Origin of the sequence: Microbacterium enclense (assembly GCF_001456955.1) — a bacterium.
GTDB classification, from domain to species: domain Bacteria; phylum Actinomycetota; class Actinomycetes; order Actinomycetales; family Microbacteriaceae; genus Microbacterium; species Microbacterium enclense.
Map to the genome: position 1 here is coordinate 26,282 of NZ_KQ758472.1, position 25,574 is coordinate 51,855.

Below are 25,574 nucleotides of genomic sequence, written 5' to 3' on the forward strand. Positions count from 1 at the left end.
CCGAGGCGGCCGCACACAACCTCCGCGATGTGCACAACCTCAGCCGGGACCCGCCGAATCGCGCTGACTTTGCGCACATCGCCGACCATGCGCACCGCGCCGCGACACGAGGCGGCCGCACACAACCTCCGCGATGTGCATATCCTCAGCCGAGACCCACCGAATCGCACTGACTTTGCGCACATCGCCGACCATGCGCACCGCGCCGCGACACGCCGCCCTCACGTCACTCGGCCACCTCCCGCGCGAGGAGATGGCCGAGGAAAGCGGGCAGCGCTTACGCGTCGCCGCCGAACATACTCGTGACCGAGCCGTCTTCGAAGACCTCGTGGATCGCGCGGGCCAGCAGCGGCGCGATCGGCAGCACCGTGAGGCGGTCGAAATGACGCTCGGGAGCCAGCGGAACGGTGTCGGTGATGACGACCTCGTCGATCGCGGCATCCTGAAGGCGCTCGGTGGCCGGGTCGCTGAAGATCGCGTGGGTCGCGGCGACGATCACCTTGCGGGCGCCGTTGGCCTTGAGCGCCTGCGCCGCCTTCTGGATGGTTCCGCCGGTGTCGATCATGTCGTCGACGAGCAGACAGGTGCGGCCGTTGACGTCACCGACGATCTCGTGCACCGAGACCTGGTTGGCGACCTTCGGGTCGCGACGCTTGTGGATGATCGCGAGCGGCGCACCCAGGCTGTCGGACCACGTGTCGGCCACACGCACGCGGCCCATGTCGGGCGAGACGACCGTGAGCGTCTCGCGGTCCTCGCCGGTGAGCTTCTGCTCGAAGTGCTCGAGCAGCACGGGCTTGGCGAAGAGGTGGTCGACGGGGCCGTCGAAGAAGCCCTGGATCTGCGCGGCGTGCAGGTCGACGCTCATGATGCGGTCGGCTCCGGCCGTCTTGAGCAGGTCGGCGACGAGTCGCGCGCTGATGGGCTCGCGTCCACGGCCCTTCTTGTCTTGCCGCGAGTACGGGAAATAGGGCGCCACGACGGTCACGCGCTTGGCGGACGCACGCTTGAGCGCGTCGAGCATGATGAGCAGCTCCATCAGCCACTCGTTGACCGGCGGGCCGAACGACTGCACGACGAAGACGTCGCAGCCGCGGATCGACACCTCGAAACGGGTGTAGATCTCGCCCGAGGCGAAGGTGCGGTGCTCGGTGGGGGCGAGCTCGGTGCCGAGGTGCTGCGCCACCTGCGCGGCCAGCTCGGGGTGCGAGCGACCGGTCGCGACGACGAGCCGCTTCTTGGTCTTGGCGACGAGCCCGGGGGCGATGCCGTTGTCGCGGTCGAGGTCTACACGGTTCTTCTTACGAGCCATCGGCCGCTTCCTGTTCAGCCCGAGCCCGCGCGGCCACGTCGGCCGCTGCGGTGCCCGGTCGGTTCTTCTCGACCCACCCCTCGATGTTCCGCTGGGGTGCCACACTGAGTGCCAGTGCGCCGGCCGGAACGTCCTTGCGGATCACCGCGCCGGCGCCCGTCTTGGCGCCGTCTCCAATCGTAACCGGCGCCACGAAGACGTTGTGCGATCCGCTGTGCACCTCGTCGCCGATGACCGTGCGGTGCTTGGTCAGATCGTCGTAGTTCGCGGTGATCGCGCCGGCGCCGAGGTTGACCCCGCGGCCGATGTCGGTGTCGCCGATGTAGGAGAGGTGGGGCACCTTGCTGCCCTCGCCGATGGAAGAGTTCTTCACCTCGACGAAGGTGCCGACCTTGCCCTTCACGCCCACGCGGGCGTTGGCGCGCAAGTAGGCGAAGGGTCCGACGGTCGCGCCCGCGTCGACGACGGCGAGCGTCGCGTCGGAGCGGGTGATCGTGGCATCCTCTCCCACCTCGCAGTCGACGAGGCTGGTGTCGGGGCCGATCGTCGCACCCGAGGCGATGACGGTGGCGCCGCGCACGTGGGTGTTCGGGAGGATGGTCACGTCGGGGGCGAGGGTCGCCGTGACGTCGATCCAGGTCGTGGCGGGGTCGACGACCGTGACGCCCTCGAGCTGCCACCGCCGCACGGTGCGGGCGTTGAGAGTGCGCCCGGCCTCCGACAGCTGCACCCGATCGTTCACGCCGAGGGCGGCCGAGGCGTCGGGGGTGAGGGATGCCGCGACCCCCAGCTGCGCGTCACGCAGAAGCCCGATGACATCGGTGAGGTATTTCTCGCCCTGCGCGTTGTCGGTGCCGACGAGCGCGAGCTGCGTGCGCAGGGGAGCGGCCTGGAAGACGTACACGCCCACGTTGATCTCGGTGACGGCCGCCTCGTCGTCGGTGGCATCCTTCTGCTCGACGATGCGGCGCACGCCGTCGACCTCGTCGCGCAGGATGCGGCCGTAGCCGAACGGCTGGTCGACGCGGGCACTCAACAAGGTCACGGCGGTGCCGCCCGAGCGGTGCGTCGCGAGCAGCTCGGTGAGGGTGCCGGTCTCGAGAAGCGGCACGTCGGCGCTCAGCACGAGCACGTCGCCCTCGAAGCCCTCGAGCGCGCCGAGCGCGGCCTCGACCGCGCGACCGGTGCCCGGCACCTCGTCTTGATCGACGACGATCACGCCGGGGGCGAGCTCGGCGACGGTCTCGGCGACGAGCTCGCGCTCGTGCCGCACGACCACGACGATGCGCGCCGGATCGAGGGATGCCGCGGTGTCGAGCACGTGACCGACGAGCGGGCGACCGCCGACGGGGTGCAGCACCTTGGGAGTGCGGGAGCGCATGCGCGTTCCCTGACCCGCGGCGAGGACGACGACGGCCAACTCGGTCGGTGATGTCATGCTCCGCCGCCAGGATTCGAACCTAGACCTAACAGCTCCAAAGGCTGTCGTGCTGCCGTTACACCACGGCGGACCGTGCCCGCGGGCACCGGTCAAGTCTGCCAGACGGCGCGGCCCCGCACCCGCGCCTTCCCACAGGGACCGCCATAATGAGACCGTGAGCCGGGACAGCGACGAGGTGGATCGCATCGTCGACGCCTGGGTCCGGCAACGTCCCGACCTGGACTTCTCGCCCCTCGAGGTGCTGTCGCGCGTGGCGCGGCTCTCACGCCACCTCGACATCGCCCGCAAAGAGGCGTTCCGCCGCAGCGACATCGAGTCGTGGGAATGGGACGTGCTCTCCGCGCTCCGTCGCGCCGGCGAGCCGTACCAGTTGAGCCCGAAGCAACTGCTGCAGCAGACCCTCGTCTCCAGCGGCACCATGACCAACCGGATCGACCGCCTCGTCGCCCGCCGGTTCGTGCGGCGCGAAGCCGATCCCGGAGACGGACGGAGCATCCTCGTGACCCTGACCGACGACGGCCGCGTGCGCGTGGATGCCGCCATCACCCGCCTCGTCGATGCCGAGGCCCTCCTGCTCGAGGGCCTCTCGCGCGGCGATCGCGAGCGCCTCGCGACGCTGCTGCGCAAGCTGAGCCTCGGATTCGACGCATGAGCGCCCCCGTCGCCTCCCCGTCGCGGTGGCGCGGCGTGCGCGCATGGTTCGACGTGCGCTTCCGCTCCCCCGCCGCGATCTACGGCCTGATCGTCTTCGCCGCGTTCGTGACGATCGCCGACGACCATGCCGAGACGGTGGGCGAGGTACTGCTCAGCGCATCCAGCTCGCTCGTCGTGTTCTTCATCGCCCACGTCTTCGCCCACACCCTCACCCAGCACGCGGAGCACGGTCTCTGGCACGCGACGCTCGACGGCGTCCGTCATGGCGCTGGCATGCTCTACGCCTCGGTGCCGTCGGTGCTCGCGCTCGTGTTCGCCGACGCGGCGGGCATGTCGGTCGACGACGCGTCGGAGCTGTGCGGCTGGTCGACGTTCGTGGTGCTGGGGATCCTCGGCTACTTCGCCTACGCGCGGCGCAGGGCGCACCTCGTGATGCGCCTGCTCGGCGCGTTCGCGACCGCGTGCCTGGGCCTGTTCATCGTCGTGCTCGAGTACGCGGTGCACTGAGCCCGCGAGCCGCCGCCCCTTCGTGCCGGGAGGGCTTCCCGGGAGCGGAGGACGGATGCCGCGGAAACGATCCTCCGTAGCCGCGATCTCCTCCGCTCACCGGCTGACCGAGCCGCGCGTCGCGCGAGAACCCGACGCCCGCGCCGGGAGGAATTCCCGGGAACGGAGGACGGATGCCGCACAGATGCTCCTCCGCAGCCGCGATCTCCTCCGGTCGCGGGGCTCACCCTCGCGGCGGACCGGCGCTCAGCCGATGGCCTCGGTCAGCTCGAACCACTTCATCTCGAGCTCGTCGCGCTCGGCCTCGAGTGCCGAGATGCGCTGCATCTCCTTGCCGAGACCCTCGTAGTCCGACTGATCGTGATCGGCGAGGGCCGTCTTGGCCGTGTCGATCTGCTGCTGCAGCTTCTCGATGCGCCGCTCGGTGGCCGACGCCTCCTTCTGCGCCGCGCGCAACTCGGCGCCCTGCAGACCCGGTGCCGCTGCGGCGGCGCCCGACGATGCCGGCCGCGAGGGCTCGGCATCCTGGATCGCCCGCAGGCGCAGGTATTCGTCGACGCCTCCGGGAAGGTGACGGAGCCTGGTGTCGAGGATCGCGTACTGCTGGTCGGTGACGCGCTCGAGGAAGTACCGATCGTGCGACACGACGATGAGGGTGCCCGACCACGAGTCGAGCAGGTCTTCCATCGCGGCGAGCATGTCGGTGTCGAGGTCGTTGGTCGGCTCGTCGAGGATGAGCACGTTCGGTTGGTCGAGGATGACGAGCAGCAGCTGCAGGCGCCGCTTCTGCCCGCCGGACAGGTCTTTCACGGGGGTGGACAGCTGGGCGCTCGAGAATCCGAGACGCTCGAGGAGCTGACCGGGGGTGAGCTCCTGCGCCTTCGAACCGGCGCCGAACGAGTAGGTCGTGCGTAGCCCCGAGATGACCACGCGCACCGGGTCGTTCAGATGCTGATCGAGCTCGTCGAGGCGCTGGGTGAGGGTGGCGACCTTGACGGTCTTGCCGCGCTTGACCCGCCCTGACGTGGGCTCCAGCGACCCGGTGACGAGGTTCAGCAGCGTCGATTTTCCGGCACCGTTCACACCGAGGATGCCGGTGCGCTCGCCCGGCGCGATGCGCCACTCGACGTCTCTGAGCACGGTGTGATCGCCGTAGGTGACGCCCACGTCGAGCAGATCGACCACGTCTTTGCCGAGGCGCGCCACCGCGAGCGACTGCAGAGCCACCTTGTCGCGGATCTCGGGTACGTCGGCGATGAGCTCGTTCGCGGCGTCGATGCGGAACTTCGGCTTCGACGTGCGGGCGGGAGCCCCGCGGCGCAGCCACGCGAGTTCTTTGCGGGCGAGATTCTGGCGGCGTTGTTCGATGGATGCCGCCTGGCGATCGCGCTCCACCCGCTGCAGGATGTACGCCGCATAACCGCCCTCGAAGGGCTCGACGATGCGGTCGTGCACCTCCCACGTCGTGTTGCAGATCTCGTCGAGGAACCACCGGTCGTGCGTGACCACGAGAAGGCCGCCGGCGCTCGGGGCCCAGCGCTTCTTGAGGTGTGCCGCGAGCCACGTGATCGCCTCGACGTCGAGGTGGTTGGTGGGCTCGTCGAGGAAGAGCACGTCCCAGTCACCGGACAGCAGCTTCGCCAGCGCGACACGGCGGCGCTGACCGCCCGAGAGGTCGCCGAGGCGCGCGTCCCACGCCAGGTCGCCGAGGAGGCCCGCGATCACGTCGCGCGTGCGCGCGTCGCCCGCCCACTCGTGCTCGGCGCGATCGCCGACGACCGCGTGCCCGATCGTGTCGTCGTCGTCGAGGGTGTCCTGCTGGTCGAGCACGCCGACGGTCACCCCGCCGCGCACCGTGACGCGCCCGCCGTCGGGTTCGCGGATGCCCGCGAGCATGCCGAGCAGACTCGACTTGCCGTCGCCGTTGCGGCCGACGATGCCGATCCGATCACCCTCGTTCACGCCCAGCGAGACGGAGTCGAAGACGACCTTGGTCGGGTATTCCAGGTGCAGGGCTTCGCCCCCGAGCAGATGTGCCATATCCGTCCCAGGCTACGCGGTGCCCGGCGCGGTGCAGTGCGCTGCGGTCGCGATGCCGACGCGTGGCATCCGGGAACCACAGCGGGGCCGCCCGGCGAACCGGACGACCCCGCGATGAGAAGACGACTCAGAAGCCGTTGGCGGCGAGCCACTCCTCGGCGATGTCGGCCGACGACTCCTGGTCGACGGTCGACTTCACGTTCAGCTCGACGAGACCCTCGGGCGTGAGCGCTGCGCTGACCTTGTTGAGCACGTCGGCCACGTCGGCGGCGACGTTCGAGTTGACCACCGGCACGACGTTCGAGGCCAGGAACAGGCCCTTCGGGTCGGTGAGGGTGACCAGATCGTCGGTCTGGATGCGCGGGTCGGCCGTGTAGACGTTCGCGACCTGGATCGTGCCGGCGACGAGGTCGTCGACGGTGGTCTCACCGGTGGGCGAGAACTGCACCGTGACGCCGTAGGTCGACTGCAGGCCGGTGGGGCCGTACGGACGCTCGGCGAGTTCGGCGTTGCCGCCGAGGGTCACACCCGAGGTCACCTTGGCGAGATCGGCGATCGAGGTGAGGCCGTTCGCGTCGGCGAACGCCTTGGTCACCGTGTACGAGTCCTGGTCGGTGGCCTCGGACTGGTCGAGCACCTCGAGGCCCTCGGGCAGGGCGGCGGGGAGCGCCGCGTACACCTCGTCGGCGGTGCGCGCCGTGGTCTCGGCGTCGAAGAACTGCAGCAGGTTGCCGGTGTACTCCGGGAACACCGACACGGTGCCGTCTTCGAGCAGCGGGATGTAGGCGTCGCGCTGACCGATCTGGAACTGGCGGGTCACGGTCTTGCCCGCGCTCTCCAGAGCCTGGGCGTAGATCTCGGCGATGATCTCGTTCGAGTAGTACGCCTGCGAGCCGACGACGATGGTGTCGGACGAGGCCGAGGCGTCTCCGCCGCCGTTGCTGAGGGGGTCGCTCGATCCGCCGGCGCAACCGGCGAGGGCGATCGAAGCGACAGCGAGGCCGGCGAAGACGCCGAGGCCCTTCCGGGTTCGTGCTGTGAACATGGGTGCTCTCTTTCTGGTGAACAGGATTCGGGTGGGTCAGGGAGTCGCCGGTGGCGCCGTCGGCGCCCCCACGGCGATGGCCTCGGCGCGACGCTGCCGGGCGGAACGGCGCTGCGGCTGCGACGCGCCGGCGACACGGATGCCGCGGGGCACGACGAGGTGCTGGAGCAGGGCGAACAGCCCGTCGGTGATCAGGGCGAGCAGGGCGACCAGGATCGCGCCGCCGATGAGGATGTCGAATCGACGGAGCGGGATGGCCGCGATGATGTACTGCCCGAGTCCGCCGAGGCCGATGTAGGCGGCGATCGTCACGGTCGCGAGCACCTGCAGGGTCGCTGCGCGGATGCCGCCGACGAGAAGAGGGAGCCCGAGGGGCACCTCGATGCGCCAGAAGACCTGCATCTCGGTCATGCCCATCGAGCGGCCCGCGTCGATGACCCGCCGGTCGATGGCCTCGAACCCGGTGTACGCACCGGCCAGAAGCGACGGGATCGCGAGGATGACGAACGAGATGACCGCCGCCTCGGGCTTGTGCAGCACGCCCAGCAGCAACGTCAGCAGAATGAGCAGGCCGAAGGAGGGGATGGCACGCGCGGCACCCGAGATCGCGACGGCGGTCTCGCGGCCCTTGCCGGTGTGGCCGATGTACCAGCCGAGCGGGATGGCGATGGCCCCCGCGATGAGGATCGCCACGAGCGTGTAGAGAAGCTGCACGCCGACCGCGACGGGAATCGCGTCGAATTGCCCCGGGTCTCCCGAGAAGATCCAGGCGATGGCCTCGCCGATGAGGTTCATGCCTTCACCAACGTTCGGTTGCCCTGACGCGACACCGTCTTCACGCCGCGCGTCCACGGCATGAGCAGGCGCCCCGCGATCACGAGCAGCAGGTCGATGACGAGCGCCAGCACCACGACCGCCACGACGCCCGCGAAGACCTCCGGGATGATGCGGCGTTGCAGACCGTTCGTGAACAGGTAGCCCAGGTTCTGAATGCCGACCAGGATGCCGACCGTGGCCAAGGCGATCGTGCTCGCCGAGGTGACACGCAGACCCGCCAGCACGACCGGACCGGCGAGCGGGAACTCCACCGCCCAGAAGCGGCGGAACGAGCCGTAGCCGATCGCCGTGGATGCCTGGCGCACCCCGGCATCCACCGAATCGAGTCCGTCGGCGACCGCGCGCACGAGGATCGCGACGGCGTAGATGGCGAGGGCCACGATGAGGTTCGTCTCGCTGACGATGCTGTACCACCCGGTGACCACCGGTACGAGGATGAGCAGCGCCAGCGACGGGATCGTGTACAGCAGACCGGTGATGGTGATGACGCTGCTGCGCACGAGCCGGTAGCGCCACGCCACCCACCCCAGCGGGATGCTCACGATGAACCCCGCGATCAGGGCGATGAGGCTCTGGCGCAGATGCACCAGCGTCAGGTCCCCGATGAGCTCGAGGTTGTTTCCGACCCAGTTCACGGGCGGGTGTCCTCCACCAGGGAGCCCTGCGTGCGTCCCTCGGCATCCACCACGACCGTGCCGTTGGCGGTCTGCTTCAGGTGCAGGGCGCGCTTGCCCTTGACGGCCCCGATGAAGCTCGCCACGAAGTCGGATGCCGGGTTCTCGACGATCTCGCTCGGGGTGCCGACCTGTGCGATCTTCGCGCCCTTCTCGAGGATGACGACCTGATCGCCGAGCAGAAACGCCTCATCGATGTCGTGCGTGACGAAGACGATGGTCTTGCCGATGTCGCTCTGGAGACGGATGAGCTCCTGCTGCAGCTCGTCGCGCACGATGGGGTCGACGGCGCCGAACGGCTCGTCCATCAGCAGGATGTTCGGGTCGGCGGCGAGGCCGCGGGCGACGCCGACACGCTGCTGCTGACCGCCCGAGAGCTGACTCGGGTAGCGGTCGGCCATGGCGACGTCGAGACCCACGGTCTTCATCAGTTCGAGGGCGCGGGCGCGGGCGGTCTTGCGGTTCTGGCCCTGCAGCACCGGTACGGTCGCGATGTTGTCGGCGACCGTGAAGTGCGGAAGCAGCCCGGAATTCTGCATGACGTAGCCGATGCTGCGCCGCAGCTGCACGGCGGGTTTGGCGCCGATGTCGTCGCCGTCGATCGTGATCGAGCCCGACGAGGGTTCGACCATGCGATTGATCATGCGCAACAGGGTGGTCTTGCCGCAGCCGGATGAACCGACGAACACCGTGGTCTTGCGCGACGGGATGACAAGGTGGAAATCGTCCACGGCACGGGTGCCGTCGGGGAAGACCTTGGAGACGGCCGAGAACTCGATCATGCGCGAACCGACCTCAGTCGGAGACCACGACCTTGCGGTCGAAGGCGACGTAGCCGGCGAAGTCCTTACCGACGCGCTCGACCGCGCCCGGGCGCAGGTCGGGGTACGACCACGCTCCGTCGGCCAGTTCGGCACCGTCGAGCGAGATGTTCCAGTACTGCGCGGCACCCTTCCACGGGCACGTGTAGGGCGTGGGGCTCTGCTGCAGCGCACCCTCGCGAACGGCCCGCGGCGGGAAGTACCAGTTGCCCTCGATCGAGGCCAGGTCGTCGCGGTCTGCTTCGGCGATCACGACGCCGTCGAGCACTGCCTTCATGGGATACCCCCTCCGTGGACCCCGCGGGCACGGCACCCAGCGGCGGCGGACCACCTCGGACGAGGCTAGCGAGGTACCCATCGCGCAATCCGAACATTGCCCCGTATGTCGACCTGAGCTATGGTGCCACGGCCTTGCGCGCCGGTGGCTTCGACGGGCTCAGCCATCTCCGCCGGGATCCGCAGCCGCAGCCGAAGTCCCTGAGCCCGTCGAAGGGACCGGCATCCACCGGGGTCAGACGACGCGGGCGCCAGGGACCGGGCCGTGCACGTGCAACGCCACCAGGCCCGCCGCACTCAGTGTCACCTGGAGGTCGATGGCCGACGCCTCATCGGCCGCGAGGAAGGCCAGGGTCGGACCGGAGCCCGAGACCAGACCGGCGAGCGCGCCGGAGCTCTCGCCGCGTTCGAGCACGCGCGCCAGGTCGGGGCGCAGGTGCAGAGCCGGCGCCTGCAGGTCGTTGCGCAGCGTCGCGGCCAGCATCTTGGCGTCGCCCTGGCGCAAGGCGTGCAGCACGTCGGGGTCGACCGCCGGCACGCGCGGCGCCGGGCCGATGTCGACGGCGTGGCGCTCCCGGTGCGCGTCGAGCTCGCCGTAGACGACGGGCGTCGACATGCCGACCTCGTTCGGCACGAGCACCCAGTCGAACCGCCCGCGGGCGAGGGCGGGGCTCAACTCGTCGCCACGCCCCGTTCCCACCGCGGTCCCGCCCATGAGCGCGAAGGGTACGTCGGCCCCGAGGCGGGCAGCCAGACGGGCGAGCTCGCTCGTCGGCATCCCGAGCCCCCACAGCGCGTCGCACGCGACGAGGGCCGCGGCCGCGTCGGCCGATCCGCCCCCCATACCGCCGGCCACGGGCACCGCCTTGCGGATCGACAGGTGAGCGCCACGGTCGACGCCGGCCGTCTGCGCGAGCAGTCGGGCGGCGCGGAGCGCGAGGTTGCGGTCGTCGGTGGGGACGCCCTCGACGTCGACGGGACCGCGCGCCGACACCTCGAGCGAGAAGCCGTCGGCGGGCGTCGCCGTCATCTCTTCGTACAGCGAGACCGCCTGGAACGCCGTGGCGAGTTCGTGGTACCCGTCGTCTTGCACGTCGCCGACCTCGAGGAAGACGTTGATCTTCCCCGGTGCGCGGACACGGACGGATGCCGGCGTGTGCGGCGTCATCGTCTCGCCCCTCCCCCCGCGCGCCCGGCGGGACCGGCGTGTGCGAGACTGATGCTTCGGTCCGCTTCCTCCCGATGCTCGCCTGGCGGTACGGGCAGGTCCGGGCCGGAGCGAGCGATCTGAGTCACTCTTCGACAGTAGCGCTCCGCTCCCCGACGTTCGCCGCCGTCGCCGAAACGTCTTCGAAACCCCGCAACCGTACGGTGACGGGATCCCGTCCCCTACCCCCGAGGAGGCAGCATGCGCCCGATGGTCCCCCTGTCGATCGACGCCGACCCCTGGCGCGCCCTGCTTTCACGATCCGACATCCGGATGCACGACGGCATCCTGCACATCGTCGACGACACCGCCACCCCGGCCCTCGCCGAGCGCGACGATCTGCTGACCGCCGCCGCCGCGATCGAGGCCGCGGGGGTGCGCGTGCTGCTGGTGCGCGACGCCAACCGCCGCCCCAAGCTCGTCGTCGACACCGTCGACGCCGAGGCCGCGATCACCGCGCTGCACGATCCCGACCTGGGGCCGGTCTACCTCAAGGCCCGCGGCGAAGACCCTGTGCCGGCGCACAGCGTCCACCCCTCCGCCGGTTCTGTGCAGGCCTACGCCGTCTTCCGCCCGCGTACCTCCACCGAGGGGTCCTACCGGTACGGCGCGTCGCTCGCTCCGCGCCTCGAACTCTGGCGCTTCGGCGACAAGACGGTCGAAGCCCCGCGCCCCAGCGCCCTCAGCCGCCGCCGGTTCGCCGCGGCCGACCTCGACCTCGTCGAGGTGGAACGCTACGGGCGCCGCTGGACGACCATCTCGGGCATGTTCGATCCGCACCCGAACGAGTTCACCGCCGATGTCGACATGGTGTTCTCGTGGGTCGACGGCTCGTCGAGCGAGTTCCAGCGTCAGCGTGCTGCGCGCATGAAGGGGTACGTCGTCGGCGACGGCGACGACAACGCCGCCCGGTACCGCCAGGTCGACGAGCTGCGCTACGCGCTGCGGAGCGTCCACATGTACGCCCCGTGGGTGCGCCGCATCTTCATCGCGACCGACTCCCCCACCCCCGAGTGGCTCGCCGATCACCCCAAGGTCACGATCGTGCGCAGCGAGGAGTTCTTCGCCGATCCCTCGGTGCTGCCCACGCACAACTCGCACGCCGTCGAGGCGCAGCTGCACCGCATCCCCGGTCTCGCCGAGCACTTCCTCTACAGCAACGACGACATGTTCTTCGGCCGGCCCGTGACCCCCGAGCTGTTCTTCAGCGGCGGTGGCGTGAGCCGTTTCGTCGAGAGCGGCGTGCGCATCGGCAGCGGCCCTGCGCACGTCGAGCGCTCCGGCCATGACAACGGTCTGCGCGTCAACCGCGCGCTGCTGAAGGAGCGCTTCGGGCGGGTCATCACGCTCGATCTCGAACACTGCGCGACGCCGCTGCGCCGTTCGGTGGCCTTCGAGCTCGAGCGGGAGTTCGCCGACGATTACGCCCGGACCGCCGCGAGCCGGTTCCGCTCGGCGACCGACATCTCGGTCACCAACAGCCTCTACCACTACTACGCGCTGGCGACCGGACGCGCGATCGTGACGACCGAGCCGCGCACCCGCTACGTGCAGACCACGCAGCTCGACTCGCTGCGCACCATGGAGCGCCTCGTCTCGCGTCGTGACACCGACATGTTCTGCCTCAACGACGGCAGCGTTCCCGAGATCCCCGAAGAGGTCCGGGTTCCAGCCCTCCGCGCGTGCCTCGAGCGGTACTTCCCCGTCGCGGCGCCATGGGAGAAGCCGGCGCTCAGCGCAGGATCGGCAGCGGCGTCGTCGGCGGCGACACCCGTCCGCTGAGTTCGCGGGCGGTCGGCACGACCAGCCCGGCCTCACGCAGACGTCGCTGCGACTCGGCGGCATCCACGTACTGCAGGGCCTCGGCGGCACCGAGGGGCACGACCGAGTGCACGACCGTCTCGTCGTACACGTGCACGATGTTGAATCCCTGGGCCGCGTCCTGCGGGCGCGTGCCGCCCACCGGCACCATGAGGTCTTGCGTGTAGCAGGTGGCGGATGCCACGGAGACCGGGATGCCGGCGAAGGTGGCGAACGTCGAGTAGTGCAGGTGACCGGCGAGGATCGCGCGCACGTCGGTGCCGCGCAGCACTGCGGCGAGGCTGCGTTGGTCGCGCAGCTCGACCGACGCCGCCAGATCGAGCACGCTCGGCACGGGCGGGTGGTGCATCGCGAGGATCGTGCCGAGAGGGGCGGGAGTGGCGAGCACGTCGGCGAGCCACGCCAACTGCTCGGCGGTGACCTCGCCGTGGTGCGCGCCCGGCACCGAGGTGTCGAGGGTGACGATGCGCAGGCCGTCGAACTCATCGACCCGGTCGACCGGTGCCGTGGGATCGGCGTCGTCGCCGGGCAGCAGGCTCGCGCGGAAGGCGGTGCGGTCGTCGTGATTGCCCATCACCCACACGACGCGCGTGGCGAGGCGTTCGGCGAGTGGCTCGACCAGGGCGCGCACACGCTCGTAGGCGTCGGTCTCACCGAAGTCGGCCAGGTCGCCGGTGAAGACCAGCGCGTTCGGCCGGATGCCGGACCCCTCGATCGCCGCGACCGCGCGGGCGAGGTAGGCCTCGGAGTCGACGTCGTCGTAGAGCGGGGTGCCGCCGGCACGCAGGTGGGTGTCGCTCAGGTGCAGCAGCACGCGTTCGGCGCGGGGGTATTCGGAGTAGCGCATCTCGAGTTCCTCTCGGGCCGTCGGGTGCGGCCTCGTCACCGGCGTGATGCTCCCGGTGCCTCGAAATGTTACAGACGTGTTTCGCGAACGCGTGATGAACACGTCGAGAATTCACCCAGACGCGTCATCCTCGGTAACGCGGGCTCCCTCCGGCCTCGACCTCGGCAACGGCGCGGCGCGGCGACGGACTCCCCGGCGAGCACAACGGCGGGAATCCTGCCCGACACGCCGCCGCCGCGGCTCCCCGGACGGCGCGCCGCCCGAAATCTCCGCAGTTGCGCACCGGCACGCGGCCCTGCAGCGCCGGCGGCGGTGCCGAGCGGCGCGTCAGAGGGCGGCGATACGGGCGTAGTCGTCGACGGTCAGCTGCTCCCCGCGCAGCGTCGGGTCGACACCGGCCTTCTCGAGCACCGCCGACGCGTCGGCAGCGGTGCCGCCGAGAACGCCGGACAACGCCTGCCGCAGCATCTTGCGGCGCTGCTGGAATGCGGCATCCACGATCTGGAAGGTGCGGAGACGGTGCTCCTCGGTCCCGCGAGGCTCGGCATCCCGATCGAAGCCGACGAGCACACTGTCGACGTTCGGGACCGGCCAGAACACCTGCCGCGAGACCGTGCCCGCCAGACGCCACGACCCGTACCACGCAGCCTTCACGCTCGGGGCGCCGTAGATCTTCGAACCGGAAGGCGCGGCGAGGCGCTCCCCCACCTCGGCCTGCACCATCACGACGCCGCGCTGCAGGTATGAGAAGGTCTCGAGGAAGTGCAGCAGCACCGGCACCGAGACGTTGTACGGCAGGTTCGCCACCAGCACGCTCGGTTCGCCCGGCAGCGTGTCGACGCGCAACGCGTCGGCGCCGATCACCGTCAGGCGACCATCGGGCACGTCGTGGGCGGCGGCAGTGGCGGGCAGTCGCTCGGCGAGACGGTGATCGATCTCGACCGCGACGACCGACGCCCCCGTCTCGAGGATCGCGAGCGTGAGGGATCCGAGGCCCGGACCGATCTCGACGACCCGGTCGGATGCCGTGACACGCGCGGCCTGCACGATCTTGCGGACCGTGTTGGCGTCGACGACGAAGTTCTGCCCCAGCTTCTTGGTGGGGGTGACGTCGAGGTCGGCGGCGAGCCGACGGATCTCGGCGGCACCGAGCAGGGAAACGGGCATTGTTCCACTGTAGTCAGGGCGCCGCCAGAACCCTTCCCGCGCGTGAGCCGGGAGTAGCGTAGGTGGGTGAGTCAGACGCAGTCCATTCCCTCAAACGCCTTCACGCTCCGAAGCCCCTACGGGCGACGAGCGATCGGGCTCTCCGTCGCCGCCGCCGTGGGCGGGTTCCTGTTCGGGTTCGACTCCTCCGTGATCAACGGCGCCGTCGACGCCGTCGAGAGCAACTTCGAGCTGACGCAGGTGCTCACCGGTTTCGTCGTCGCCGTGGCGCTGCTCGGCTGCGCGGTCGGCGCGGTCGTCGCCGGCGCGTTGTCGGACCGCTGGGGCCGCCTCAAGGTCATGCTGCTGGGCGCCGTGCTGTTCTTCGTCTCGTCGATCGGCGCCGCGCTGACCTTCAGCGTGCCCGACCTCATCCTGTGGCGCGTGATGAGCGGCCTCGGTATCGGCATCGCCTCGGTCGTCGCCCCCGCCTACATCGCCGAGGTCGCCCCGCGTCAGATCCGCGGCTCGCTCGCCTCGCTGCAGCAGCTCGCGATCACGCTCGGCATCTTCGGCGCGCTGCTCTCCGACGCGGTGCTGGCCAACAGCGCCGGCGGCGCTGCGAACGAGCTGTGGCTCGGCATGGAGGCCTGGCGCTGGATGTTCCTCGTCGGCGTCGTGCCGGCGGCGGTGTACGGCATCCTGTCGTTCACCGTTCCGGAATCACCGCGCTTCCTGCTGGCGAAGGGCAAGGTCGACGAGGCCCGCGCGATCTTCGCCCGGCTGGTGCCCCCGGCCGACCTCGAGAAGACGATGAAAGACCTGCGGCAGGCGATCGAGACCGACCGCAAGAACGCGAACGTCTCGCTGCGCGGACCGGTGCTCGGCCTTCAGCGCATCGTCTGGATCGGCATCATCCTGTCGGCGTTCCAGCAGTTCGTCGGCATCAACGTGATCTTCTACTACTCGACGACCCTCTGGAAGGCCGTCGGTTTCCAGGAGAGCGATTCGCTGCTCATCTCGGTGATCACCTCGGTGACCAACGTCCTGGTGACGCTCGTGGCGATCTTCCTGGTCGACCGGGTGGGCCGCAAGCCCATCCTGCTGACCGGTTCGGTGCTGATGACCGTGTCGCTGGCGGCGATGGCTCTGTCGTTCACGTTCGCGCAGGGTAGCGGCGACGACGTCTCGCTTCCGGCCCCGTGGGGCACGATCGCGCTGATCGCCGCCAACCTGTTCGTGGTCGGCTTCGGCGCGTCGTGGGGCCCGCTGGTCTGGGTGCTGCTTGGCGAGATCTTCCCCAGCCGCATCCGTGGAAAGGCACTCGGAGTCGCCGCGGGCGCGCAGTGGATCGCCAACTTCGCCATCACGGTGTCGTTCCCGGCGATGTCGAGCTGGTCGCTGCCGCTCACCTACGGCATGTACGCCCTGTTCGCGGCCCTGTCGTTCTTCTACGTCGCGTTCCGCATCCCCGAGACCAAGGGCATGGAGCTCGAGCAGACCGAGACCCTGTTCGTCGACAAGCCGAAGGCCAGGGCGAAGGCCTAACGGATGCCACGAGGCCGGCGCCCCGCGGGGTGCCGGCCTCTCGCGTGTCGGCGTGGACCCGGCGCGCGCGCAAACTCCGCTACGTGCACAACCTCAGCGGCATCCGAGGCCACGCGACGGAGGATGCGCACATCACGGAGGCTATGCACGCGGCACCCCAGCCCTCCCGGCGCGCGCGCGAACTCCGCTACGTGCACAACCTCAGCGGCATCCGAGGCCACGCGACGGAGAATGCGCACATCGCGGAGGCTATGCACGCGACACCCCAGCCCGCCCGCCGCGCGCGCAAACTCCGCTATGTGCACAATGTCAGCGGCATCCGGGGCCGCGCGACGGAGGATGCGCACATCACGGAGGCTATGCACGCGGCACCCCAGCCCTCCCGGCGCGCGCGCGAACTCCGCTACGTGCACAACCTCAGCGGCATCCGGGCCGCGCGACGGAGAATGCGCACATCACGGAGGCTATGCACGCCGCACCCCAGCCCGCCCGGCGCGCGCGCAAACTCCGCTACGCGCACAACCTCAGCGGCATCCGAGGCCACGCGACGGAGAATGCGCACATCGCGGAGGCTATGCACGCGACACCCCAGCCCGCCCGCGACCTCAGCGATAGGCGCGGCGGCATCCGCCCGGTCGGAGCTGCGGGCGCGCAGGTCAGTCGTCGAAGGTGCCGTAGACCCGCAACGTGTTCTCGGCGACCTGGGCGCCGAGCTCGTCGGCGTCCATCCCGCGTTCGGCCGCGAGGAAGCGCAGCGTCACGGGGATCAGGTAGGGCGCGTTCGGGCGGCCGCGGTAGGGCGCCGGGGTGAGGAACGGCGCGTCGGTCTCGACGAGGATGCGCTCGAGCGGCGTCACCGCGAGGGCGTCGCGCAGGTTCTGCGCGTTCTTGAACGTGACGTTGCCCGCGAACGAGAGGTAGTACCCGCGGTCGGCGGCGATGCGTGCCATGTCGGCATCGCCCGAGAAGCAGTGGAACACCGTCTTCTCGGGCGCACCGACGCGCTCGAGCGTCTCGAGCACCGCGTCGTGGGCGTCGCGATCGTGGATCTGCATAGCGATGCCGTGCTTCTTGGCCAGCGCGATGTGCGCCTCGAACGAGCGCATCTGCGCCGGGATGCCATCGGCCTCGGTGCGGAAGAAGTCGAGGCCCGTCTCGCCGATCGCCCGCACGCGCGGCTCGGCGGCGAGGTCGTCGATCACCGCGATCGCGGCATCCAACTCCCCTGCACGCTCGTACACCGGCGCCTCGTTGGGGTGGATGGCCACCGCCGCGAGCACGCGCGGGTGCGAACGCGCCGCCCATGCCGACCACCGTGAGGAATCGATGTCGCCACCGGCCTGCACGACCCCGTGCACACCGACCGCCAAAGCCCGCTCGAGCTGCTCGTCGAGCGACAGACCGGTCTCGCCGTCCTCGATCTCGAGGTGCGTGTGATTGTCGTAGACCGGGATGCCGAGGGGCTCCGGCGCCGGCGGATAGCTCACGTCGCGGCGGCCATCGACGGAGCGCTCGCGCACGTACTGGCTCGGGTCGGTGCCGTCGATCGTGCCGCGGGGGCGCTCGACCGGGGTGGAGCCGGCGGCCGCGGCGCGGGGGGCGGACCCTTCGACAGGCTCAGGGGCCGCCGTGGGCTCGGGGGCCGCCGCGGGCTCAGGAGCCGCCGCGGGCTCAGGGGCCGCCGCGGGCTCGGGGGCAGCCGAGGCGCCGGGCACGGCCGTCACGCCTGCTCGACGCGGGGGAAGAGCGGGCTGAGGGCCTGCACCGTCGAGCCGGGGCGCAGGACGCCCCATGCTCCGGCCTCGCGCAGCGGCTGGTCCTGCAGACGGCCCAGGCTCTCGGCCGCGCCGAGCGCGTGCCACAGCTTCTCGGTCGAGGCTGGCATGACCGGCGACAGCAGCACCGCGAGGGCACGCAGCCCCTCGGCCGCGGTGTACAGCACCGTGCCGAGACGCTCGCGCGTCGCCTCGTCTTTCGCCAGCGCCCACGGCTCGTTCTCGGTGATGTAGCCGTTCAGGGCGTCGACGATCGTCCAGATCGCGGCGATCGCCTCGTCGATGCGGAAGCGCTCGACGGCCGCGTCGGCATTCGCCGCGGCATCCGCCACGATCCTCTGGATCGACAGGTCGCCCTCGGTGTACGCGCCGGGCTCCGGCACGACGCCCTCGAAGTACTTCGCGATCATCGCGACGGAACGGGATGCCAGGTTGCCGAAGCCGTTGGCGAGCTCGGCCTGGTAGCGGGCCGAGAGGTCTTCCCACGAGAAGGAGCCGTCTTGACCGAAGGCGATCGCCGACAGGAAGTAGAAGCGGTACGCGTCGGAGCCGAAGACGTCGGTGATCTCGGTCGGCGCGATGCCGGTGAGCTTCGACTTCGACATCTTCTCGCCGCCCACGAGCAGCCAGCCGTGCGCGAAGACGCCGCGCGGCACGTCGAGGCCCGCGGCCATGAGCATGGCCGGCCAGATGACGGCGTGGAACCGCAGGATGTCCTTGCCGACCACGTGGAACGCGGGCCACCGGCGCGCGAACTGCTCGGGGTCGGTGCCGTAGCCGACGGCGGTGGCGTAGTTCAGCAGCGCGTCGACCCACACGTAGATGACATGCGAGGAGTCCCAGGGCACCGTGATGCCCCAGTCGAACGCCGACCGCGAGATCGACAGGTCTTTCAGGCCGCTGCGCACGAACGAGACGACCTCGTTGCGCGCCGACTCGGGCCGCACGAAATCGGGCTCGGTCTTGTAGAGCTCGAGCAGCCTGTCTTGGAACTCGCTGAGCTTGAAGAAGTAGTTCTTCTCCTGCAGCAGCTCGAGGGGCTTGGAGTGGATCGCGCACACCTTGAGGCCCTCGAAGGGACCCGTGCCGTCGACGATCTCGGCCTCGGGCTTGAACTCCTCGCAGCCGACGCAGTACAGCGCCTCGTACTCGCCCGCGTAGATGTAGCCGCGGTCCAACAGCGCCTGCACGAACTGCTGCACGCGCTCCTCGTGGCGCGGCTGGGTCGTGCGGATGAAGTCGTCGTTGGCGACGTCGAGCGTCTCGAGCAGGGGGAACCACGACTCGGTGACGAGCTTGTCGACCCACTCCTGCGGCGTCACGCCGTTGGCGGCGGCCGCGCGCAGCATCTTCTGCCCGTGCTCGTCGGTGCCGGTCAGCATCCAGGTGTCGTCACCCGACTGGCGGTGCCAGCGCGCGAGCGTGTCGACGGCGACGGTCGTGTACCCGTGCCCGATGTGGGGCAGATCGCTGGGGTAGTAGATCGGCGTCGTGATGTAGAAGGATCGGCCGGAAGTCACTGAAGGATTCTACGGGGCCGCGCCCACGCGCCCGGCGCGTGTGACGGTGCCCGGCCGCGCCGCGTGAGGGGTCGGTTCGTGTCGCCTGGGCCGCTGCGGGGCGACGAAAAGTGACCCCTCGCGCGAACGAGAGACCGGGTCAGCGCTTGACGGCGAGGGCCGCCTGGTACAGCTCGCGCGATGAGTGGCCCGTTTGCGACGCCACCTCGGCGGCCGCCTCCTTCAGTCGGGTGCCGCCGCGCACGAGTTCGAGCACCTGGGTCACGGCATCCGGGAACGCCACCTCGCGCGCCTGGGCCCCGCCCACGACGATCGCGATCTCGCCCCGCACGCCCTCGGCCGCCCAGGCGGCGAGCTCGGCGAGCGTGCCGCGCTTGACCTCTTCGTACAGCTTGGTGAGCTCGCGGCAGACCGCCGCGGGACGGTCGGCGCCGAAGGCGGCCGCCAGATCGTCGAGGGTGGATGCCAACCGCGACGGCGACTCGAAGAAGACCAGGGTGCGCTCCTCCGACGCCAGCTGCGCGAAGGCCTTGCGGCGCTCGCCGGGCTTGCGGCGCGGGAACCCCTCGAAGGCGAAGCGATCGGTGGGAAGGCCCGCGACGGCGAGCGCCGTGACAACGGCGCTGGGCCCGGGGAGCGCCGTGACGGTGACCCCGGCCGCGGCCGCCGCGGCGACCAGGCCGAATCCGGGGTCGCTGACGGTGGGCATGCCGGCGTCGCTGAGTACGAGCAGGTCGTCTTCGCGGGCCAGGTCGACGAGTTCGGCGGCACGGTCCTTCTCGTTGTGATCGTGCAGGGCGATGAGGCGCGGGCGGTTCTCGACGCCCAGACCGGCGAGCAGACGCTGGGTCGTGCGGGTGTCTTCGGCAGCGACGACACGGGCGTTCTCGAGCGCTTCGACGAGGCGCTTCGAGGCGTCTCCGAGGTTGCCGATCGGAGTCGCCGCGAGGATGATCACGGCCCCACCCTATGCTGGGCGCGTGAGCACCGCTGTCCCTTCACTGCGCCCCGATGTCGAGCCGACGCGCCTCGACCGCTGGCGCGACGTCCTGCTCGCCGACCCGCGGGGGATGCGTCTGTGGCGGTGGCTCGCCCCGGCGCTCGTCACGATCGTCGCGGCGGTGCTGCGCCTGTTCGACCTCGGCAACCCGCACGCGCTCGTCTTCGACGAGACCTACTACGTCAAGGATTCGTGGAGCCAGTGGGTGCTCGGCTATCCGTCGGCGTGGCCCGAGAACGCCGACGCGAGCTTCGTCGCGGGCGACACCGACATCTTCACCGGCGTGGGCAGCTACGTCGTGCACCCCCCGCTCGGTCGCATCCTGATCGGCGCTGGCATGGCCTTGCTCGGCCCCGACTCGGCCACCGGGTGGCGCCTGTCGGCCGCGCTGTTCGGCACGGCGACCGTGCTGCTGGTTTACCTGATCGCACACAACCTGACCCGGTCGATCCCCTTCGCCACCGTGGCCTCCGGTCTCATCGCCGTCGAGGGCGTGAGCATCGTGCTGAGCCGCATCTCGCTGCTCGACGTGTTCCTGACCTTCTTCGTCGTGCTGACGTTCTGGTTCGTGGTGCTCGATCATCGGCGCACGGGCGACATCCTCGACGCCGCCATGGATCGTCTGCCCGGCTCCACCCATAACTGGGGTCCGCTGCTGTGGGACCGCCCGTGGCTGCTGGCGGCGGGTGCGGCCGCGGGAGCGGCGACGGCGGTGAAGTGGTCGGGGCTGTACGTGCTCGCGGCGGTCGGCATCTACGTCGTCGTCACCGACGCCATCGCCCGCCGCCGCGTCGGCATCGTGCAGTGGCCGATGGATGCCGTGCGTCAGGGCCTCATCTCTTTCGTGCTGATCGTGCCGGTGTCGCTCGTCGTCTATGTGACGAGCTGGTCGGGGTGGCTGTTCACGACCGGCGGATACGACCGCAGCAGCGATCCGGCCGGAACGGGGCTGATGGCGCTGCTGCCCGGACCGTTGCAGAACCTGTGGGCCTACCACCAGTCGATGTACGGCTTCCACGTCGGGCTCGTCACCCCGCACAGCTACGCCAGCCCGGCGTGGCAGTGGCCGTTCCTCATCCGACCCACCTCGATGTACTGGCACCAGGACGATTTCGGGGTGAACGGCTGCGGGCTGCCGAACGGCTGCACCGAGGCGATCGCGAGCAACTCGAACCCGCTCATCTGGTGGGCCGGCATCGCGGCATCCGTGTATCTGCTCGTGCGCTTCGTGCTGGTGCGCGACTGGCGCCACGCCCTCGTGCTGACGGGCCTGGCCGCCACCTATCTGCCGTGGCTGCTGTACCCCGAGCGCACGATCTTCCAGTTCTACACGGTGGCCATGGTGCCCTTCCTCGTACTCGCTCTGACCTTCGCGCTGCAAGACGTCGCGCGGGGCATGCGCGGCCTGTCGCGCGCTCACGGTCAGGTGATCGTGGCGGTGTTCCTCATCGCGTGCGTGGGCATCTCGGCGTTCTGGTACCCGGTGTGGGCGGGCCTCCCCGTCTCGTACGAGTTCTGGCGGCTGCACAACTGGCTGCCCAGCTGGATCTGACGTGGGCCGCGGCGACGACTGGCTGCACGATCCGCGGCCGATCCAGCGCATCAAGATCTTCAGCGACGCGGCGATCGATCCCGGGGCATGGCCGGCCGACATCCCCGCCGTCAGGCAGTTTCTCGACGTCGCGGGCGGCGACGGGTGGGAGGTCGGCGCGGGCGTGACCTTCCTCGTCGGCGAGAACGGTTCGGGCAAGTCGACCCTGATCGAGGGGATCGCGGAGGCGTACGGCCTGCCCGCCGAGGGCGGGTCGAGCAACGGCGGCGGCGAGACCCGGCGCACCGAGAGCCCGCTGAGCGAGTGGCTGCGCATCGAGCGGAGCCCGCGCGCCCCGCGGTGGGGCTTCTTCCTGCGAGCTGAAACGATGCACAGCTACTACTCGTGGCGCGACGACCTGCCGCCCGACGGCCGATCGTCGGTGCCGAGCCTGCACCCGATGAGCCACGGCGAATCGTTCAACGCCCTGCTCGACGAAGCCCTCGACCACCCGCAGTACGTCGCCGGACTCGCGTGCCTCGACGAGCCGGAGGCGGCGCTGTCGTTCTCGTCGACGCTGCGCTGGCTGGCATCGCTCGATCGCATGCGCTCGCGCGGCACGCAGGTGATCTGCGCGACCCACTCCCCCGTGCTGGCGGCGTTGCCCGGCGCGACGATCCTCGAACTCGGCGACTGGGGCATCCGCGAGAGTGCGTGGGAGGACCTGGAGGTGGTGCGGCTGCACCGGAGCTTCCTCGACGCGCCGGAGCGGTTCCTGCGGCACCTGCTCGATTAGGCGGGCTCGCCTCAGACCAGCGCGGCCGGATCCGTCGTCGGCAGCGCGCAGGTGAACGCCCGGCAGTCGTACGCGGTGGCCTCGCCCCCGATCGCGGCCTTGCCCGCGAACAGCTCGAAGCCCGCCTCGGCGAACGCCTGAGCCTGCGCGGGCGACAGCACCGCGACCACGTCGGCGGCGACCCTGCGGGCGGCGTCGGCGATCTCGGCATCCGTCTCGCCCACCACGACCACCTGACGGGGAGCGGATGCCAGCCCCAGGGCGACGTCGAGGATCGCGCCGTGCGCCAGAGGTGTGGCCAGCGCCGTGTCGGAGGCCGCCCGCACGAGCGTGTCGGCAGCGGTGCGGTAGCGCTCCCCCGCGCCGAGACGCCACAGGTCGAGCGCCGCCGCGGCGAACACCGACGGCCCCGAGGGCGACGCCCCGTCGCTCGGCACGCCGTGCGGCTGCATCCCCTGCGCGACGAGCACCGGGTCGCCGCCGCCCGGAACATGGATGCCGCCGTCGCCGAGGCACAGGTCGACGAGCGCCCGTGCGCGCGATGCGTACACGACCTCGCCGGTCGCCCGGGCGAGGGCGAGCAGGCCCCGCGCGAGTCCGCCGTAGTCCTCGAGCGTCGCGGGAGCGGTGGAGCGGATCTCGTCGAACGAGGCACGGCGGAGGGTGCCGTCGTCGGCGACGTTGCTCTCGAGCACGGCGTCGGCGGCCCAGCGCGCCGCCTCGAGGAAACGCGGGTCGGTGCGGGTGCCGACGGCGGCGAGCGCGGCGATCGCGTGGCCGTTCCAGCCGGTGACGACCTTGGCATCCAGAGCCGGGGGCTGCAGACCTGACCGATCTGCGACCCGGTAGTATCCGCCTTCGTTGCGGACGCCGTCGATGATCGACTCGGAGTCCTGCGCCGCGGCGATGCCGCCGGTGGGCAGTTGCAGCACGTCGACGAGAAAACGTGCCGCGTCGGTCGCCGCGACATCGTCGCCCGCGGCGAGGGCGACTTCGACGAGCCCGGCGTTGTCGGTGAGCATGCGTTCGTAGTGCGGCACGCTCCAGTCGCGGCGGGTGGCGTAGCGGAAGAAGCCGCCCTCGACCGTGTCGTGCAGGTCGGAGCCGGCCATGGCGGCGAGGGCTCGGGATGCCACGCCCGCGGCATCCGGAGCATCCGATGCCAGCGCGGGGTGCTGCATGAACCGCAGCACCGGCGTGTTCGGGAACTTCGGCGTCTCGAACGCGGGTCCGGCCGCGAAGCCGGCGTATTCGCGGTCTTCACGCGCGACAACGGCACGCGCGGCGGCGGCGAGATGCTCGAGGGTGGGAGGCGCGTCGGCGGGGGCGGTCGCGGCGGCGGCGAGGGCGTCACGAAGGGAGGAGCCCGTGGCATCCACGTCACCGCGTCGCTCGGTCCAGGCCTCGCGCACCGCGGCGAGCACCTGACGGAACGAGGGCTGCGGCGGGCGGGGCACGGGCGGGAAGTACGTGCCGGCGTAGAACACCCGACCCTCGGGGCTCGCGAAGACGGTCAGCGGCCACCCGAGGTGCGGGGTGAACGCGCTGGCGGCGTCGAGGTAGGCGGCATCCACGTCGGGATGCTCCTCGCGGTCGACCTTGATCGACACGAACCCGTCGTTCAGCACGGCGGCGGCCTCGGCATCCTGGAACGACTCCCGGGCCATGACGTGGCACCAGTGACAGGTGCTGTACCCGATCGAGACCATGACGGGCACGTCTCGTTCGGCGGCGAGCGCGAACGCCTCGGCCCCCCAGGGGAACCACGCGACGGGATTGTCGGCGTGGGCCCGCAGGTAGGGACTCGAGGCGTTCGCGAGGCGGTTCATGCGCGCCCGATCAGCTCACTCGACGTCGTCGGGGTGCGAGCCGACGCGGCCCGAGCCGTCGCCCGGGTCGACCGCGTCGATCGCGGCCATCTCGTCGGCGGTGAGCTCGAAGTCGAACAGGTCGAAGTTCTCCTCGAGGCGCTCGCGGCGCACCGACTTGGGGAACACGATGAAGCCGTGCTGGATGTGCCAGCGCAGCACCGCCTGGGCCGGGCTCTTGCCGTGGGCCTCGGCGGCATCCTTCACCGCGGGCAGCTCGAACAGGTCGTACTTGCCCTGGCCGAGCGGGCCCCACGACTCGATGTGCATGTCGTGCTCCTGGCCCCAGGCGGCGATCTCGCGCTGGCTCAGGGCGGGGTGCAGCTCGATCTGGTTCACCACGGGGGTCACACCGGTCTCGGCGACGATGCGCTCGAGGTGCGGCACGAGGAAGTTCGAGACGCCGATCGAGCGGGTCTTGCCGGCCTCGCGGATCTCGATGAGCTTCTGCCACGCGTTGAGGTAGTTGTCGGCCTTGGGCGTAGGCCAGTGCACGAGATACAGGTCGACGGCGTCGAGGCCCAGCTTCTCGAGACTCTCGTCGATCGCAGCGTGGGGCTCGTCGCCGTCGTGGCGGGAGTTCCAGAGTTTGGTCGTGACGAAGAGCTCGTCACGAGAGATGCCGCTGGCGGCGATGGCCCGGCCGACGCCCTCCTCGTTCTTGTAGATCGCGGCGGTGTCGATGTGGCGGTATCCGACCTCGAGGGCCTCGGATACGGCACGCTCGGCGTCGTCGGCGGGCACCAGGAACACGCCGTAACCGAGCTGGGGGATGGAGTTTCCGTCGTTGAGTCGCACAGAAGGAACGGTCATGCGGAGAGCCTAGGAGAATCGATTCGGAGGGGGTTCGGGGTTGACGTGGGACCCCGCGGCGCAGAAATGCGGACGGGCGCGTCGATGAGCCATTG

At 70.3% G+C, this 25,574-nt stretch carries 22 protein-coding genes and 1 tRNA gene; 6 read left to right on the top strand and 17 right to left on the bottom strand.

Annotation, left to right across the window (positions count from 1 at the left end; translation table 11 throughout):
• Window positions 1-277 precede the first annotated feature (277 nt).
• The 3 genes from AS029_RS11845 to AS029_RS11855 form a co-directional block, all read right to left on the bottom strand.
• Window positions 278-1,312, bottom strand: a complete 1,035-nt coding sequence (locus tag AS029_RS11845; RefSeq protein ID WP_058232815.1) for a ribose-phosphate diphosphokinase — start codon at window positions 1,310-1,312, stop codon at window positions 278-280.
• A complete protein-coding gene (gene glmU, locus AS029_RS11850; protein WP_058232816.1) occupies window positions 1,302-2,750 on the bottom strand; it encodes a bifunctional UDP-N-acetylglucosamine diphosphorylase/glucosamine-1-phosphate N-acetyltransferase GlmU in 1,449 nt (482 codons plus the stop codon). Before glmU ends, AS029_RS11845 begins: the two co-directional genes overlap by 11 nt.
• 1 nt (window position 2,751) lies before the next feature.
• Window positions 2,752-2,823 (bottom strand) — tRNA-Gln (locus tag AS029_RS11855).
• A gap of 84 nt (window positions 2,824-2,907) precedes the next feature.
• On the opposite strand from AS029_RS11855, the gene AS029_RS11860 reads away from it, so the two are divergent.
• Together AS029_RS11860 and AS029_RS11865 are read left to right on the top strand one after the other, a co-directional pair.
• Window positions 2,908-3,405 carry a MarR family winged helix-turn-helix transcriptional regulator gene (locus AS029_RS11860; protein ID WP_058232817.1) on the top strand — a complete coding sequence of 166 codons (498 nt, stop codon included), beginning with the start codon at window positions 2,908-2,910 and terminating at the stop codon, window positions 3,403-3,405.
• The gene (locus AS029_RS11865; protein ID WP_058232818.1) at window positions 3,402-3,914 is read left to right on the top strand and encodes a hypothetical protein; all 513 of its coding nucleotides are present in this window, start codon (window positions 3,402-3,404) and stop codon (window positions 3,912-3,914) included. Before AS029_RS11860 ends, AS029_RS11865 begins: the two co-directional genes overlap by 4 nt.
• A 246-nt stretch (window positions 3,915-4,160) precedes the next feature.
• Here the strand turns inward: AS029_RS11865 and AS029_RS11870 are convergent, their stop codons facing one another.
• The 7 genes from AS029_RS11870 to AS029_RS11900 all read right to left on the bottom strand — a co-directional run bounded on the left by AS029_RS11870 (window position 4,161) and on the right by AS029_RS11900 (window position 10,775).
• Window positions 4,161-5,954 carry an ABC-F family ATP-binding cassette domain-containing protein gene (locus AS029_RS11870; protein WP_058232819.1) on the bottom strand — a complete coding sequence of 598 codons (1,794 nt, stop codon included), beginning with the start codon at window positions 5,952-5,954 and terminating at the stop codon, window positions 4,161-4,163.
• 127 nt (window positions 5,955-6,081) lie between these two features.
• Window positions 6,082-6,999, bottom strand: coding sequence for an ABC transporter substrate-binding protein (locus AS029_RS11875; protein ID WP_058232820.1), 918 nt, complete (start codon window positions 6,997-6,999; stop codon window positions 6,082-6,084).
• Between the two features lie 36 nt (window positions 7,000-7,035).
• Window positions 7,036-7,794: an ABC transporter permease gene (locus AS029_RS11880; protein ID WP_058232821.1), complete on the bottom strand. Its 759-nt coding sequence runs from the start codon at window positions 7,792-7,794 to the stop codon at window positions 7,036-7,038.
• Window positions 7,791-8,471 carry an ABC transporter permease gene (locus AS029_RS11885; protein WP_058232822.1) on the bottom strand — a complete coding sequence of 227 codons (681 nt, stop codon included), beginning with the start codon at window positions 8,469-8,471 and terminating at the stop codon, window positions 7,791-7,793. Before AS029_RS11885 ends, AS029_RS11880 begins: the two co-directional genes overlap by 4 nt.
• Window positions 8,468-9,292 carry an ABC transporter ATP-binding protein gene (locus tag AS029_RS11890; RefSeq protein WP_058232823.1) on the bottom strand — a complete coding sequence of 275 codons (825 nt, stop codon included), beginning with the start codon at window positions 9,290-9,292 and terminating at the stop codon, window positions 8,468-8,470. Before AS029_RS11890 ends, AS029_RS11885 begins: the two co-directional genes overlap by 4 nt.
• Before the next feature lie 13 nt (window positions 9,293-9,305).
• Window positions 9,306-9,608, bottom strand: a complete 303-nt coding sequence (locus AS029_RS11895) for a DUF427 domain-containing protein (protein WP_058232824.1) — start codon at window positions 9,606-9,608, stop codon at window positions 9,306-9,308.
• Between the two features lie 234 nt (window positions 9,609-9,842).
• On the bottom strand, window positions 9,843-10,775 hold the full coding sequence (locus AS029_RS11900) for a 4-(cytidine 5'-diphospho)-2-C-methyl-D-erythritol kinase (RefSeq protein ID WP_058232825.1): 933 nt from the start codon (window positions 10,773-10,775) through the stop codon (window positions 9,843-9,845).
• A gap of 240 nt (window positions 10,776-11,015) precedes the next feature.
• Between AS029_RS11900 and AS029_RS11905 the strand changes: the two genes are divergently transcribed.
• Window positions 11,016-12,596, top strand: coding sequence for a stealth family protein (locus AS029_RS11905; protein ID WP_058232826.1), 1,581 nt, complete (start codon window positions 11,016-11,018; stop codon window positions 12,594-12,596).
• Here the strand turns inward: AS029_RS11905 and AS029_RS11910 are convergent.
• Window positions 12,547-13,482, bottom strand: coding sequence for a phosphodiesterase (locus AS029_RS11910; protein ID WP_058232827.1), 936 nt, complete (start codon window positions 13,480-13,482; stop codon window positions 12,547-12,549). The two genes, AS029_RS11905 and AS029_RS11910, sit on opposite strands and share 50 nt — an antisense overlap.
• 327 nt (window positions 13,483-13,809) lie before the next feature.
• A complete protein-coding gene (gene rsmA / locus AS029_RS11915) occupies window positions 13,810-14,649 on the bottom strand; it encodes a 16S rRNA (adenine(1518)-N(6)/adenine(1519)-N(6))-dimethyltransferase RsmA (RefSeq protein ID WP_058232828.1) in 840 nt (279 codons plus the stop codon).
• A 66-nt stretch (window positions 14,650-14,715) separates the two neighbouring features.
• Here rsmA and AS029_RS11920 point away from each other — a divergent pair, with 66 nt between their 5' ends.
• Entirely contained in the window at window positions 14,716-16,176 is a 1,461-nt protein-coding gene (locus AS029_RS11920) for a sugar porter family MFS transporter (RefSeq protein ID WP_058232829.1), read from the top strand.
• A 656-nt stretch (window positions 16,177-16,832) separates the two neighbouring features.
• Here AS029_RS11920 and AS029_RS11925 read toward each other — a convergent pair.
• The 3 genes from AS029_RS11925 to rsmI form a co-directional block, all read right to left on the bottom strand.
• A complete protein-coding gene (locus AS029_RS11925; protein WP_058233076.1) occupies window positions 16,833-17,723 on the bottom strand; it encodes a TatD family hydrolase in 891 nt (296 codons plus the stop codon).
• 173 nt (window positions 17,724-17,896) lie between these two features.
• Entirely contained in the window at window positions 17,897-19,471 is a 1,575-nt protein-coding gene (gene metG, locus AS029_RS11930; protein WP_058232830.1) for a methionine--tRNA ligase, read from the bottom strand.
• 139 nt (window positions 19,472-19,610) lie between these two features.
• The gene (gene rsmI, locus AS029_RS11935) at window positions 19,611-20,429 is read right to left on the bottom strand and encodes a 16S rRNA (cytidine(1402)-2'-O)-methyltransferase (protein ID WP_058232831.1); all 819 of its coding nucleotides are present in this window, start codon (window positions 20,427-20,429) and stop codon (window positions 19,611-19,613) included.
• 22 nt (window positions 20,430-20,451) lie between these two features.
• On the opposite strand from rsmI, the gene AS029_RS11940 reads away from it, so the two are divergent.
• Both AS029_RS11940 and AS029_RS11945 read left to right on the top strand, forming a co-directional pair.
• Window positions 20,452-22,023 carry a dolichyl-phosphate-mannose--protein mannosyltransferase gene (locus AS029_RS11940; protein WP_082642285.1) on the top strand — a complete coding sequence of 524 codons (1,572 nt, stop codon included), beginning with the start codon at window positions 20,452-20,454 and terminating at the stop codon, window positions 22,021-22,023.
• Between the two features lies 1 nt (window position 22,024).
• Window positions 22,025-22,798 (top strand): AAA family ATPase, encoded by a 774-nt coding sequence (locus AS029_RS11945; RefSeq protein ID WP_082642286.1) that lies wholly within the window; start codon window positions 22,025-22,027, stop codon window positions 22,796-22,798.
• An 11-nt stretch (window positions 22,799-22,809) separates the two neighbouring features.
• Here AS029_RS11945 and AS029_RS11950 read toward each other — a convergent pair whose 3' ends face one another.
• Complete coding sequence (locus AS029_RS11950; RefSeq protein WP_058232833.1) at window positions 22,810-24,627, bottom strand: thioredoxin domain-containing protein; 1,818 nt, start codon at window positions 24,625-24,627, stop codon at window positions 22,810-22,812.
• Window positions 24,628-24,642: 15 nt separating this feature from the next.
• On the bottom strand, window positions 24,643-25,479 hold the full coding sequence (locus AS029_RS11955) for an aldo/keto reductase (protein ID WP_058232834.1): 837 nt from the start codon (window positions 25,477-25,479) through the stop codon (window positions 24,643-24,645).
• Window positions 25,480-25,574: the final 95 nt, after the last annotated feature.

Bases quoted from the DNA above. Each gene is read 5' to 3' on its own strand.
- AS029_RS11875 (WP_058232820.1), bottom strand. From the start codon at position 6,999: ATGTTCACAGCACGAACCCGGAAGGGCCTCGGCGTCTTCGCCGGCCTC.
- rsmA (WP_058232828.1), bottom strand. From the start codon at position 14,649: ATGCCCGTTTCCCTGCTCGGTGCCGCCGAGATCCGTCGGCTCGCCGCC.
- glmU (WP_058232816.1), bottom strand. From the start codon at position 2,750: ATGACATCACCGACCGAGTTGGCCGTCGTCGTCCTCGCCGCGGGTCAG.
- AS029_RS11895 (WP_058232824.1), bottom strand. From the start codon at position 9,608: ATGAAGGCAGTGCTCGACGGCGTCGTGATCGCCGAAGCAGACCGCGAC.
- AS029_RS11870 (WP_058232819.1), bottom strand. From the start codon at position 5,954: ATGGCACATCTGCTCGGGGGCGAAGCCCTGCACCTGGAATACCCGACC.
- AS029_RS11890 (WP_058232823.1), bottom strand. From the start codon at position 9,292: ATGATCGAGTTCTCGGCCGTCTCCAAGGTCTTCCCCGACGGCACCCGT.
- AS029_RS11900 (WP_058232825.1), bottom strand. From the start codon at position 10,775: ATGACGCCGCACACGCCGGCATCCGTCCGTGTCCGCGCACCGGGGAAG.
- AS029_RS11910 (WP_058232827.1), bottom strand. From the start codon at position 13,482: ATGCGCTACTCCGAATACCCCCGCGCCGAACGCGTGCTGCTGCACCTG.
- AS029_RS11845 (WP_058232815.1), bottom strand. From the start codon at position 1,312: ATGGCTCGTAAGAAGAACCGTGTAGACCTCGACCGCGACAACGGCATC.
- AS029_RS11905 (WP_058232826.1), top strand. From the start codon at position 11,016: ATGCGCCCGATGGTCCCCCTGTCGATCGACGCCGACCCCTGGCGCGCC.
- AS029_RS11865 (WP_058232818.1), top strand. From the start codon at position 3,402: ATGAGCGCCCCCGTCGCCTCCCCGTCGCGGTGGCGCGGCGTGCGCGCA.
- AS029_RS11950 (WP_058232833.1), bottom strand. From the start codon at position 24,627: ATGAACCGCCTCGCGAACGCCTCGAGTCCCTACCTGCGGGCCCACGCC.
- AS029_RS11880 (WP_058232821.1), bottom strand. From the start codon at position 7,794: ATGAACCTCATCGGCGAGGCCATCGCCTGGATCTTCTCGGGAGACCCG.
- AS029_RS11955 (WP_058232834.1), bottom strand. From the start codon at position 25,479: ATGACCGTTCCTTCTGTGCGACTCAACGACGGAAACTCCATCCCCCAG.